We start from the raw sequence: 13,167 nt of genomic DNA on the forward strand, positions 1-13,167 counted from the left end.
GGCAGATGCCGGCGCGCCGGCGCACGGCGCCATCCACGTGGAAGGGAGTCACGCCGACCATGCCGATCCACAATGCCGAGTGTGCGGCCGTCTTCGCCGAAATCGCCGACATGCTCGAGATCCAGGGCGCCAATCCATTCAGGGTGCGCGCTTATCGCAACGCGGCCCGCACGATTGCCGACTACGGGCGCGACATTCCCGCGATCATCGCGAGCGGCGGCGATCTCGGCCGGATTCCATCGATCGGTGCCGATCTCGCGGCGAAGCTGCGCGAGATCGCGTCGACCGGCACCTGCGAACTGCAGCAAACGCTGCGCCATGCGCTGCCGGGCGCGATCGTCGAACTGCTCGACGTGCCGGGGCTCGGCGCGAAACGCGTCAAGGCGCTGCATGACGCACTGCACGTCGACTCGCTCGAACAGCTGCGCGCCGAAGCGAAGAGTGGGCACATCCGTGCGCTGCCGGGTTTCGGCGCGAAGACCGAAGCCCATCTGCTCGACGCGATCGACGATCGCCTGAAGCGCGAGCCGCAACGCTTCCTGCTGCCGGATGCCGCGCAATCGCTGATGCCGTTGCTCGAGCGTCTGCGCAAGGTGGCCGGCGTCGGCGAAGCGGTGCCGGCCGGCAGCTTTCGCCGCAGCCGCGAGACGGTCGGCGATCTCGACATCCTCGTGACGGCCCGCGATCCGGCCGCGGTGGCCGATGCGTTCGTCGGCTACGGTGAAGTCGCGCGCGTGCTCGCGAACGGCAAGACGCGTTCGAGCATCATGCTCGGCAACGGGCTGCAGGTGGATCTGCGCGTCGTCGATGCCGACGCGTTCGGCGCGGCGCTCGTCTATTTCACGGGATCGAAGGCGCACAACATCGCACTGCGAAGGATCGCGCAGGCCGGCGGCCTGAAGATCAACGAATACGGCGTATTCCGCGGCGACGAGCGGATCGCGGGCGCGACGGAGGCATCCGTCTACGAGGCGATCGGTCTTCGCTGGGTGCCGCCCGAGTTGCGCGAGGACCGCGGCGAGATCGATGCGGCGCGCGCGGGCACGCTGCCGGCGCTGGTCGAGCGCAGGCACGTTCATGGCGATCTGCACGCGCATACCGCGGCGTCGGCCGGGCGCGACAGCCTGCGCGCGATGGCGGATGCGGCCCGGGCCCGCGGGCTCGCTTATCTGGCCGTCACCGATCGCGCACCGGATACGAAAGGTCGCCGCACCGACGGCGACTGGCTCGTGCGGCAGATCGACGAAATCGACCGCCTCAACGCGTCATTCGACGACTTCGTGCTGTTGAAGGGCGTCGAGGCCGGCATTCGCGAGGACGGCAGCCTCGACGTGCCCGACGACGTGCTTGGCCGCCTCGACCTCGTCGTCGGCGCGGTGCGCGACGGCTTCGACCTGTCGGGCGACGCGCAGACCGCGCGGATCCTGCGTGCGATGGATCAACCGAATTTCACGATCCTCGCGCATCCGACCGGCCGGCTGCTCGGCGAACGCGACGCATGCGAACTCGACGTGCCCCGCGTGCTCGCCGCGGCCGCCGCGCGCCACTGCTTCGTCGAACTCGACGGCGACCCGCGACGGCTCGATCTGCCGGACGTCTGGTGCCGCGAGGCCGCGAAAGCCGGCGTCGCCGTGGCGATCGGCTCGGACGCACGGTGCGCGAATGATCTGGACAACCTCGGATACGGTATCGGCCAGGCGCGGCGTGGTTGGCTCACGCGGCAGGACGTGCTCAATACGCGCACGCTCGCGCAACTGCGGCCTTTGCTGGCGCGCACGATGCGCGCGAGCGGCGCGTCGAATCGCGGCCGCCCGAAGGGTGCGTGACGGCGCGCGCCGAAGTCAGGCCAGCACGTCTTCCGCCGGTACGTACGGCAGGCCGAGCGCCAGCGCAACGGCCTCGTACGTGATGCGGCCGTCGCATACGTTCAGGCCCGCGCGCAGATGCGGATCGTCTGCCATCGCGCGCTTCCAGCCCTTGTCGGCGAGCGCGAGCGCATGGCCGAGCGTCGCGTTGTTCAACGCGAACGTCGACGTGCGCGCGACCGCGCCGGGCATGTTCGCGACGCAGTAGTGCACGACGCCGTCGACGACGAAGGTCGGCTGCGCATGGGTCGTTGCATGCGATGTCTCGAAGCAGCCGCCCTGGTCGATCGCGACGTCGACGACGACGGCCCCCGTGCGCATCGTCGCGATCATGTCGCGCGTGACGAGCCGCGGCGCCGACGCGCCCGGCACGAGCACCGCGCCGATCACGACGTCGGCGTCGCGCACGGCTTCGTCGATGGTGTGCGCGTTCGAGCAGACGGTCGCGATCCGGTTCGCGAAGACCAGGTCGAGCTGGCGCAGCCGGCCCACGTTCGTGTCGAGCACGGTGACGCGTGCGCCGAGGCCGACCGCCATCTGCAGCGCACCGGTGCCCACCACGCCCGCGCCGAGCACCACGACGTGCGCGGCCGGCACGCCGGGCACGCCGGCCATCAGCACGCCGCGGCCGCCGCGCGGGCTTTCGAGGTGCGTCGCCGCGACCTGGATCGACATGCGTCCCGCGACCTCGCTCATCGGCGCGAGCAGCGGCAGCCCGCCGCCGGGACCCGTCACGGTCTCGTACGCGATGCACACCGCACCGGACTTCACCAGCGCGGCCGCCTGCTCGGGATCGGGCGCGAGATGCAGATACGTATAAAGAATCTGTCCGCGCCGCAGCATCGCGCATTCGGCCGCCTGCGGCTCCTTGACCTTGATGATCATGTCGGCGCGCGCGAAGACGTCGCGCGCGTCGTCGCACAATGCCGCGCCGGCGGCCGTGTAGTCGTCGTCGAGCAGGCCGATCGCGGTGCCCGCGCCGCGCTGCACGAGCACGCCGTGGCCATGCCGCGTGAGTTCGCGTGCCCCGGCCGGCGTGAGGCCGACGCGGTATTCGTGGTTCTTGATCTCCTTCGGCACACCGATCAGCATGAGTCGTCTCCATGGGTATTCGTCATTGTCGTCGTGCCCGGGTGCGCAGCGATCGTCCGATCGAGCGTGCCGGCGAACGGCACGTGTGCGGCGGTCGCGCATGCACGGTTCGAGTGCCGTACTGGAATAAAAGGGTAGTGGTGCCCGGAGGGAAGTCAAGCGGCGGCCGGTGAGACGGCGCGCGCGCACTGCGCCGCAGCACGCGGCATGGCGCATTGCGACCGGACGTCGCAATGCATGCGGCACGTGGTTTGGGTATCGTCTCGTGTTGCGTGGAACGGGGCCGCGCGCGGCCGGAGCCTGTCCGGCCGGATCACGACACGACGACACGATGAGACAAGGAACCTTACCGAGATGACCGGCGCGTATTTCAGCGTGCCGACGCTTTGTGCGATCGCACTCGTTCACGTCTACTGGGCGTTCGGCGGACGGCTCGGCAGGCGCGCGGCCATTCCCGAACAGGACGGGGTGCCGCTGCTGCGGCCGACCATGCTCGGCACGCTCGCCGTCGCGACGGCATTGCTGGCCGGCGCATGCGTGGTGGCGTCGCGCGCGGGCTGGCTGTGGCCGAACCGGTATCCCGGCGCGATCGCGTCCGCGATCGTTGCGCTCGCATTGATCTTCGCGGTGCGCGCGGTCGGCGATTTCCGCTACGTCGGCTTCTTCAAGCGGGTTCGCGGGTCGCGTTTCGCGCGGATGGACAGCGTGTGTTACTCGCCGCTGTGCGTGGCGCTCTCGTGGTCGATCGCGTCGATGCTGTGGCCGTGGTGAGCGTCGCGCCCGGCGCGGCAGGCCGTGTGCAGCGACCGGCGCACTGACGCTCGTCGCGGCGTCGAGACGGAACGCGCAGACCGGGGAGAAGCGGGCGAAGCCCGCGCGCGCATCGCGCCGGCGGGGTGAGCGACGACACGACCGCACCACGGCTCTTGCGCATTCCGGAAAACGATTTCCCCATTATTGCGATTTTCGATGTAATGAATTGCATCGAACCCTTTGGAGGTGGAACCGGTTCCATCTATAATTCGCGACGTTTGTCGCCGGGCCCGGAATGAGGGTCGTGCACGATGCGCTTGCCGCCGGCCAGCGCGGCGTCTAAGTTGGATAGGGCCATGGCGATGCAGGGCAGATGCGGGCGGTAAGCCGGTATTTGTCCGAAGATCAGACCCGCGAAGAGGTCGACTCCATGCAGCGCGCCGACAACCGGCGCGCTGCGCGGCTGCATGACGGCGCCACCGCGTAACGCGCGGCGTGCGCCCGCATCGAGGTTGTTCGCAACACCGCAAGAACAGGACGGCCGGCCGCGCGCGGCATGGCTGCCGTGCCGGGCATGCCGCATGCGGAATGCGCGCCCCGAACCACGTTCCCCAACGATCACCATCCGACCATGTCCACGCCACCCGACAAACCCAATTCGCGTCGCCGTTTCCTGCGCACGTCGGTCGCGCTCGTGCCGATCGCGTCGGTCGCCGGTTGCGACCTGCGCTCGTCGTCGTCCTCGACCACGGCCGGCAATGCGTCCACCGCATCGGCCGGTGTCGAACGCGCGCCGTACAAGCCGACCTTTTTCGACGCGAAGGAGTGGGCGTTCGTCCAGGCCGCCGTCGACCGCCTGATCCCGGCCGACGCCGAAGGCCCCGGCGCGCTCGAATCCGGCGTGCCCGAATTCATCGACCGCCAGATGGAAACCCCGTACGCACACGGCGCGACGTGGTACATGCAGGGGCCGTTCCAGCAGGGCGTGCCCGAGCTCGGCTACCAGCTCAAGCTCGTGCCGCGCGACATCTACCGGCTCGGCATCACGGCGGTCAACCGCTACTGCGAAAAGGCCCACGGCAAGGTGTTCACCGATCTCGACGCGCCGACTCGCGACACCGTGCTCGGCGCACTGGAGAAAGGCGGCGCGCAGATCGACGACGTGCCGTCCGTCGTGTTCTTCGGCCAGTTGCTGCAGAACACGCGTGAAGGCTACTTCTGCGATCCGGTGCATGGCGGCAATCACGACATGGCAGCGTGGAAGATGATCGGTTTTCCGGGCGCGCGCGCCGACTTCATGGATTTCGTCAACCAGAACGGCAAGCCGTACCCGTACGGCCCGGTCTCGATCAACGGGGAGCGCAGCTGATGGCCGCGGAAAAGAAGCCGCACGTCGATGCGGTGATCGTCGGTTTCGGCTGGACCGGCGCGATTCTCGCGAAGGAACTCACCGAAGCGGGCCTGAACGTCGTCGCGCTGGAGCGCGGCGAATATCGCGACACCTATCCGGACGGCGCGTATCCGAACACGATCGACGAGCTGACCTACAACGTTCGCAAGAAGCTGTTCCTCGACCTGTCGAAAACGACCGTGTCGATCCGCCACGGCGTGCAGGACACCGCGCTGCCTTACCGGCAGCTCGCCGCGTTCCTGCCGGGCGAGGGCGTTGGCGGCGCGGGGCTGCATTGGTCGGGCGTGCATTTCCGGATCACGCCGGAAGAGCTGCGCCTGCGCAGCCACTACGAGGAGCGCTACGGCAAGAAGTTCATCCCGGAAGGGATGACGATCCAGGACACGGGCGTCAGCTACGACGAGCTCGAGCCGTATTTCGACTTCGCCGAGAAGGTGTTCGGCACGTCGGGGCAGGCATACAAGGTCGGCGGCAAGGTGGTCGGCGACGGCAACGTGTTCGAGGCGAACCGCAGCGACAACTTCCCGCTGCCCGCGCAGCTCAACACGTATTCGGCGCAACGCTTCTTCGATGCGGCGAAGTCGCTCGGGCTGCATCCGTACCGGCTGCCGTCGGCGAACACGTCCGGCCCATACACGAACCCGTACGGCGTGCAGATGGGGCCGTGCAACTTCTGCGGCTACTGCAGCGGCTATGCGTGCTACATGTACTCGAAGGCGTCGCCGAACCTGAACATCCTGCCCGCGCTGAAGCAGGTGCCGAACTTCGAGTTGCGCTCGAAGTGCCACGTGCTGCGCGTGGACCTCGACGACACGAAGAAGCGCGCGACAGGCGTCACCTACGTCGACCCGGCAGGCCGTGAAGTGCACCAGCCGGCCGATCTCGTGATCGTCGCGGCGTTCCAGTATCACAACGTGCACCTGTTGTTGCTTTCGGGCATCGGCAAGCCGTACGACCCGATCTCGGGCGAAGGTGTCGTGGGCCGCAATTTCGCGTACCAGAACCTGTCGACGATCAAGGCGTTCTTCGACAAGGACACCTTCACGAACCCGTTCATCGGCGCGGGCGGCAACGGCGTCGCGGTGGACGACTTCAACGCGGACAACTTCGACCATGGCCCGCTCGGCTTCGTCGGCGGTTCGCCGCTGTGGGTGAACCAGGCCGGCGTGAAGCCGATCAGCGGCATCGCGACGCCGCCGGGCACGCCGCAATGGGGCGCCGCGTGGAAGAAGGCCGTGAAGGACAACTACGCGCATACGATCTCGATGGACGCGCACGGCACGAACATGTCGTACCGCGATGTCTACCTCGATCTCGATCCGACCTATCGCGATTCGTACGGCCAGCCGCTCTTGCGGATGACCTTCGACTGGAAGGACAACGACATCAAGATGGCGCAGTACGTGACCGGGCAGATGAAGAAGATCGCGGAGGCGATGGGGCCGAAGGCGATCGGCGTGTCGACGCGCGAGTTCGGCAAGCACTTCGATTCGCGCGCGTACCAGACGACGCACCTGGTCGGCGGCGCGATCATGGGCACCGATCCGAAGACGAGCGTGCTGAACCGCTACCTGCAGTGCTGGGACGTGCACAACGTGTTCGTGATGGGTGCGTCGGCGCTGCCGCAGGGCATCGGCTACAACCCGACCGGGATCATCGCGGCGCTGGCCTACTGGTCGGCACGTGCGATCCGCGAGCAATACCTGAAAAATCCCGCTCCGCTGGTGACCGCATGAAGAGGACAGTGAACCATCACAACGCCGCGCGCCGAATTTCCCCGCTGCGGCGCGCACTGGCGATCGGCACGGCATGGGCGGCGTTCGGTTTCGCGGGCGGCGCGGCCGTCGCGCAACCGGCGGCGCCGGCGGCACAGTCGGCCGACGCGAACCTCGTCAAGCGTGGCGAATACCTCGCCCGCGCGGGCGACTGCATCGCGTGCCACACCGCGAGCGGCGGCAAGCCGTTCGCGGGCGGGCTGAAGTTCGACACGCCGATCGGCGCGATCTATTCGACCAACATCACGCCGGACCCGAAGACGGGCCTCGGCGGCTGGACGCTCGACGACTTCACCCGCGCGGTGCGCGAGGGCGTCCGCAAGAACGGCGACACGATGTATCCGGCGATGCCGTATCCGTCCTACGCGCGGCTGAGCGACGACGACGTGAAGGCGCTGTATACGTACTTCATGCACGGCGTCGCGCCGGTCGAACGCGAGAACCGCGCGGTCGACATCGTGTGGCCGCTGTCGATGCGCTGGCCGCTGACGTTCTGGCGCAAGATGTTCGCGCCGGCGCCGAAGCCGTTCGATGCGGCGTCGTACACCGATCCGGTGGTCGCGCGCGGCGCGTATCTCGTGCAGGGTCTCGGCCATTGCGGCGCGTGCCACACGCCGCGCGCGGCGACGATGCAGGAGCGCGCGCTGACCGATGCAGGCGGCCTCGACTTCCTGGCCGGCGGCGCGGCGATCGACGGCTGGGTGCCGACGAGCCTGCGCGGCGAGCCGCGCACCGGGCTCGGCACGTGGAACGAAACCGAGATCGTGCAGTTCCTGAAGACCGGCCGCACGCTGCGCACGGCCGCGTTCGGCGGGATGACGGACGTGGTCGGCCACAGCATGCAGCACATGACCGACGACGACCTGACCGCGATCGCGCGCTACCTGAAGACGCTGCCGCCGCGCGTGCAGGGCGAGCAGCCGCACGTGTACGACGCGGCCGCGGCGAAGGCGCTGCAGACCGGTGACGCGAGCAAGCCCGGCGCCGCCGTCTATCGCGACAACTGCATGGCGTGCCACCGCAGCGACGGCCACGGCTACACGCGCGTGTTCCCGGCGCTCGCGGGCAACCCGGTCGTGCAAAGCGAGGACCCGACGTCGCTCATCCACGTCGTGCTGGAAGGCAGCGCGCTGCAGGGCACGCACACCGCGCCGTCAACCTTCACGATGCCGCCGTTCGGCTGGCGCCTGTCGGACCAGGAAGTCGCGGACGTGTCGAACTTCGTGCGCACGAGCTGGGGCAATACGGGCGCGGCGATCACGGCCGCGCAGGTCGCGAAGGTGCGCAAGAGCACGCCGTCGACGCGGCCGGAGCCGCCGCCGGGCGCGCGGTTCCCGCAGGCGTCGCGCTGACGCGCGCGGTGGGGCGCCGGGCCCCGCCCGATCGATCCGCCTCACGAGCCGACCGCCCGGGGTAGTACCCCGCAATGGCGGGCCATCGCGTGAATTTTTCGCGGTGGCCCGCCATTTTTCCATCTCATCCCTTATCCTTTCATTCTTGAACCTTACTAAATAGTTACAAGAACTCGGGAGGGAGGATGCCTCATGACGTCAGCCTGATTGCGTTGCTCGCGGCCGGTTTCGGTCTCGCGATAATCTTCGGTTACCTCGCGTCACTGCTGAAAATGCCGCCGCTCGTCGGCTATCTGCTCGCCGGGATCGTGATCGGCCCCGGCACGCCCGGTTTCGTCGGCGACCTGTCGCTCGCGCAGCAGCTCGCGGAAGTCGGCGTGATGCTGCTGATGTTCGGCGTCGGCCTGCATTTCTCGCTCGGCGACCTGCTCGCGGTGCGCAAGATCGCGCTGCCGGGGGCCGTCGTCCAGATCACCGTCGCGACGTTGCTCGGCGGCGGGCTCGCGCTCACGTGGGGCTGGAGCCTCGGCGCGGCGCTCGTGTTCGGGCTCGCGCTGTCGGTCGCGAGCACGGTCGTGCTGCTGCGGGCGCTCGAGGGGCGCGGGCTCGTCGAGACGGTGAACGGGCGCATCGCGGTCGGCTGGCTCGTCGTCGAGGATCTCGTGATGGTGCTCGTGCTCGTGCTGCTGCCGCCCGTCGCGGGGCTGCTCGGCGGCACGCCGCCCGGCGACGCGCACGCGGCCGGCGGCAGCGTATGGGGCACGCTCGGCGTCACGATGCTGAAGGTGGCCGCGTTCATCGCGCTGATGCTCGTGGTCGGCAAGCGCGTGTTTCCGCGCATCCTGTGGCTCGTCGCGCGCACCGGTTCGCGCGAGCTGTTCACGCTGTGCATGATTGCCGCGGCGGTCGGCATCGCGTTCGGCGCGGCGAAGCTGTTCGACGTGTCGTTCGCGCTCGGCGCGTTCTTCGCCGGGATGATGATGCGCGAGTCGGAGTTCAGCCGGCGCGCGGCCGACGAGACGCTGCCGCTGCGCGACGCATTCTCGGTGCTGTTCTTCATTTCGGTCGGGATGCTGTTCGACCCGACGGTGCTGCTCACCGAGCCGCTGCACGTGATCGAGGTCGCGGCGATCGTGCTGGTCGGCAAGACGCTCGCGGCGGTCGCGCTCGTGATCGCGTTCCGCTATCCGTTGAACACCGCGCTGACGGTCGGCGCGGGCCTCGCGCAGATCGGCGAATTCTCGTTCATTCTCGCGGGGCTCGGTCGCGCGCTCGGGCTGCTGTCGGCCGAAGGGCAGAGCCTGATCCTTGCGGTCGCGCTGATCTCGATCGCAATGAACACGCTGCTGTTCGCGATGATCGATCCGGCGCTCGCGTGGATCCGCAAGCATTCGGCGATCGCGCGCAAGCTCGAGGCACGCGACGATCCGCTCGCCGCGCTGCCGATGTCGACGCCGCAGACGCATCTGACCGGGCAGGTCGTGATCGTCGGCTACGGCAAGGTCGGCACGCGGATCGCGCATGCGCTGGACGAGCGCGGAATCGCGTATGTCGTCGTCGAGCAGAATCGCGAGCTCGTAGAGAAGCTGCGCGCGGACGGCGTCGCCGCCGTGTCGGGCGATGCGATCGAGCCGATCGTGCTCGTCCAGGCGCATATCGCGCGCGCCGGGATGCTGGTCGTCACGTTGCCGGACGTATTCGACGTGCGGCAGATCGTGGAGATCTCGCGCACGCTGAATCCGACGCTGGAGGTCGTGCTGTGCACGAACAGCAGCGACGAGGCCGCGTTGCTGTCGAGCGAGGGCGTCGGCACCGTGTTCATGGGCGAGAGCGAACTCGCGCGCGGAATGACCGAGCACGTGCTCGGCAGGATGGCGAAGCCGGTGGCGGCCGCGCACGCGCACTGACGGTCGCGCGGCCGGATTCGCGCGGATAGAGGGAGCGTATCGGCCAGCGGAAAGCGGGCGTGCCGGGCATTCGACACGGCGAACGATCGACCTGTTCGCCGCGCGCGGCGCCGAGTGCGCCCCGGCGGCTTCAGCCCGCCGCCGCCTTTGCCTGTACGGTCGCGCCGGATTGCGCGGCCGTTTTCACGGGCGCCGATGCCTTCTGCTCGGCCGCCGTTTTCGGTTGCGCCGCGGCCTTCGGCGCCGCGACGGTCTTCTGCGGCGCGGCCTTGACCGGCGCACTCGGCGTCGGCTCGACCGGGGCGTCGGGCGGCACGCCGAGCAACTGCAGCGAGCCGCTCGTGACCGACGAGAACACCGGGCCGGCCACCGTGCCGCCGTAATAGCCCTTGCCGCGCGGCTCGTCGATCATCACCGCGACGATCAGGCGCGGGTTGCTCATCGGCGCCATCCCGGCGAACAATGCGCGGTACTTGCCCTTCGCATAGGTCGCGCCGACCTGCTTGCGCGCCGTGCCCGTCTTGCCGCCGATCCGGTAGCCGTCGACCCGCGCGCGGCGCCCGGTGCCGCCTTCGCCGACGGCCGACTCGAGCATCGCGCGGATCGCCGCCGCGGTTTGCGGCGACGTCACGCGGTGGCCGCGATGCGCGTTGATCGTCTGCGGGTCGGAGCCGTTCTTCAGCAGCGACACCGGGTGCAGCGTGCCGTCGCCCGCGTAGGCGGTGTAGGTCTGCGCGATCTGCAGCAGCGACATCGACAGCCCGTAGCCGTACGCCATCGTCGCCTGCTCGATCGGCCGCCAGCGCTTGTAGCCGCGCAGGCGGCCCGACGCGACGCCCGGGAACGTCAGCTCCGGCGCGCGGCCGATCCCGTATTCCTGGTACTTGTTCCAGATCGTTTCGGCGGGCAGGTTCAGCGCCAGCTTCGCGAGCGCGACGTTGCTCGACTTCTGCAGCGCCTGCGAGACGGTCAGCGAGCCGTGGTTCGACGTGTCGTGGATCACGGCCGGGCCGATCTTGTAGGTGCCCGGCGACGTATTGATGATCGTGTTCGGTGTGACCTTGCGCTCGTCAATGGACAGCGCGACGACGAGCGGCTTGATCGTCGAACCCGGCTCGAACGTGTCGATCACCGCGCGGTTGCGCAGCTGCTGGCCCGTCAGCCGGGCGCGGTCGTTCGGGTCGAAGGTCGGGTAGTTCGCGAGCGCGAGGATTTCCCCGTTCTGCGCGTCGAGCACGACCACGCTGCCGGCGACCGCGTTGTTCTCGAGCACCGCGGCCTTGAGCTGGCTGAACGCGAGCTGCTGGATCCGCCGGTCGATCGTCAGTTCGATCGTCGCGCCGTGCTGCGCGGGCACGAGCGGACGCGTGTCGGACACGATGCGGCCCAGTCGATCGCGGATCACCTCGCGCTGCCCGGCAGTGCCCGACAGCCGCCCGTTCGCCGCGAGCTCGACGCCTTCCTGGCCCTTGTCCTCGACGTTGGTGAAGCCGACCACGTGCGCGGCCGATTCGCCCTCCGGATAGAAACGCTTCGAGTCGGCGATCTGCGTGATGCCGTCGATCTCGAGCTTGTCGAGCCGGCTCGCGGTGTCGGCGTCGATCTGCCGCTTGAGCAGCACGAACGTCCGGTCGTTGCGCAGGCGGCGCTTCACTTCCACGAGCGGCATGTCGAGCAGCTTCGCGATCTGCGGATAGTCGATTTCGGCGACCTGTTTCGGATTTGCCCAGATTTCATAGGTCGACAGGCTGACCGCGAGCATCGCGCCGTTGCGGTCGACGATGCGCCCGCGCATCGCGTCGAGCTCGATCGTGCGCTGGTAGCGCTTCTGGCCTTGCCCGACGTAGAAATCCTGGTTCGCGACCTGCACCCAGAAGGCGCGTCCGATCAGCGCGGCGAAACCGAGGGACACCATGATCACGACCAGCTTCGAGCGCCACATCGGCAGGCGTGACGCGAGCATCGGATGCTTGGTCGCGGCGGCGTATGGATCGGCGGGGTGGGTCTTCTTTTTCACGCTCATGCAAGGGCCGGGTCGGGCCGCCGGACGGCGGCAAGTCAGTCGGAATAATGCGATTGTAATAAATGAGTAAACATCATGTGGGGAAAGTGTGTTTCGGCCCCGTAAAAGATCGGCGTTTCCGCCCGGGCACGGTCGGGAAAAGGTGGGGGCGGGGCGAAATGGCGGCGCGGCCTGACGTGCTGACGCAACGGAGCCGGAATGGAGGGGGCGGATCGTTACCGTCGCCGCGGTTCGATTAACCCGGCCCCGATTAATTCAGGGACTGGAAAAATAAAAAGGCGCCTTGAAGAGAGGCGCCTTATTGATGAATATCGAAATGAATATCGCGGAAACCGGAATAAACCCGAAAACCGCAGAGGATTGCCGTCAAAAATACCTATCGCGCGACGGAAATAAATTCATGGTATTCCGGCTCCGCCGTGGAACGATCGACCGCTTGCAGACGCCATGCACCGTCGGGGTGCTCGCCGGCGAGCACCGCGGGACCTTGTTCGCGCTGCGTCGCGCTGAACGACAGCCCCTTCAACTGGCACACGGCCTTCCCGCTGTCGGCCGCGCAGAGGGCCATTGCGCCTTCCACGTCCCGAACCTTGCCCCAGCTCGGAAGATCGATCCCTTGGTGAGCCTCGCGTGACCACAGCCCCTCGTCGGTATCGACCCAGAGCACCGCGAAGGAGTGACGGGTTGCCGACTCGCTGCCATTAATCCGAATAGTGAGGCGCATTGGATCGTCTCCTGAAGAAAATGACACATTCGACCGTTTTGGTTTGACCAGTCTAGATAGACTGCGGTGAAACGCAAGTGATAATCCGCAATAAATCCGAAGTGCGCCTATAGGCGTTTCCCGATGAAACGATGTCTGACGATCCGCCGCAATTGTGACGGCGCGCGCAAACGCAGGCGCAGCATGATCCGCGCACCGCGATCGGACCCTGGTGTGTCCCGGACATGCGATGACCCCGTGAGAGGCCGCGTCGAAGTGTCGCGCC

General features: G+C 67.9%; 10 protein-coding genes. 6 read left to right on the forward strand and 4 right to left on the reverse strand.

All coding sequences use genetic code 11. The features are described from left to right. Nucleotides 1-59 precede the first annotated feature (59 nt). On the forward strand, nucleotides 60-1,826 hold the full coding sequence (polX, locus tag WS45_RS13045) for a DNA polymerase/3'-5' exonuclease PolX (RefSeq protein ID WP_059700211.1): 1,767 nt from the start codon (nucleotides 60-62) through the stop codon (nucleotides 1,824-1,826). A gap of 15 nt (nucleotides 1,827-1,841) precedes the next feature. Here the strand turns inward: polX and ald are convergent, their stop codons facing one another. Then, on the reverse strand, nucleotides 1,842-2,957 hold the full coding sequence (gene ald / locus WS45_RS13050; RefSeq protein ID WP_059525694.1) for an alanine dehydrogenase: 1,116 nt from the start codon (nucleotides 2,955-2,957) through the stop codon (nucleotides 1,842-1,844). 354 nt (nucleotides 2,958-3,311) lie between these two features. Here ald and WS45_RS13055 point away from each other — a divergent pair, with 354 nt between their 5' ends. After that, nucleotides 3,312-3,728 (forward strand): DUF3995 domain-containing protein, encoded by a 417-nt coding sequence (locus tag WS45_RS13055; RefSeq protein ID WP_059700213.1) that lies wholly within the window; start codon nucleotides 3,312-3,314, stop codon nucleotides 3,726-3,728. Nucleotides 3,729-3,972: 244 nt separating this feature from the next. On the opposite strand, the gene WS45_RS33420 is transcribed toward WS45_RS13055, so the two are convergent. Beyond that, nucleotides 3,973-4,335 (reverse strand): hypothetical protein, encoded by a 363-nt coding sequence (locus tag WS45_RS33420; RefSeq protein ID WP_179950365.1) that lies wholly within the window; start codon nucleotides 4,333-4,335, stop codon nucleotides 3,973-3,975. Nucleotides 4,336-4,341: 6 nt separating this feature from the next. Here WS45_RS33420 and WS45_RS13065 point away from each other — a divergent pair, with 6 nt between their 5' ends. From WS45_RS13065 to WS45_RS13080, 4 genes are all read left to right on the forward strand, one after another. Then, nucleotides 4,342-5,079, forward strand: coding sequence for a gluconate 2-dehydrogenase subunit 3 family protein (locus WS45_RS13065; RefSeq protein WP_059700217.1), 738 nt, complete (start codon nucleotides 4,342-4,344; stop codon nucleotides 5,077-5,079). Continuing rightward, complete coding sequence (locus tag WS45_RS13070) at nucleotides 5,079-6,857, forward strand: GMC family oxidoreductase (RefSeq protein WP_059525180.1); 1,779 nt, start codon at nucleotides 5,079-5,081, stop codon at nucleotides 6,855-6,857. The genes WS45_RS13065 and WS45_RS13070 overlap by 1 nt, the downstream gene beginning before the upstream one ends. Beyond that, nucleotides 6,854-8,248, forward strand: a complete 1,395-nt coding sequence (locus WS45_RS13075; protein WP_059700219.1) for a c-type cytochrome — start codon at nucleotides 6,854-6,856, stop codon at nucleotides 8,246-8,248. Before WS45_RS13070 ends, WS45_RS13075 begins: the two co-directional genes overlap by 4 nt. A 185-nt stretch (nucleotides 8,249-8,433) precedes the next feature. Further along, nucleotides 8,434-10,155, forward strand: a complete 1,722-nt coding sequence (locus WS45_RS13080; RefSeq protein WP_059700220.1) for a cation:proton antiporter domain-containing protein — start codon at nucleotides 8,434-8,436, stop codon at nucleotides 10,153-10,155. 130 nt (nucleotides 10,156-10,285) lie between these two features. Here WS45_RS13080 and WS45_RS13085 read toward each other — a convergent pair whose 3' ends face one another. Further along, nucleotides 10,286-12,178, reverse strand: coding sequence for a peptidoglycan D,D-transpeptidase FtsI family protein (locus WS45_RS13085; RefSeq protein WP_059700222.1), 1,893 nt, complete (start codon nucleotides 12,176-12,178; stop codon nucleotides 10,286-10,288). A gap of 376 nt (nucleotides 12,179-12,554) precedes the next feature. Continuing rightward, nucleotides 12,555-12,902 carry a DUF3564 family protein gene (locus tag WS45_RS13090; protein WP_059525188.1) on the reverse strand — a complete coding sequence of 116 codons (348 nt, stop codon included), beginning with the start codon at nucleotides 12,900-12,902 and terminating at the stop codon, nucleotides 12,555-12,557. Nucleotides 12,903-13,167: the final 265 nt, after the last annotated feature.

The sequence above is a fragment of the Burkholderia sp. RF2-non_BP3 genome (assembly GCF_001522185.1).
Lineage (GTDB): Bacteria > Pseudomonadota > Gammaproteobacteria > Burkholderiales > Burkholderiaceae > Burkholderia > Burkholderia diffusa.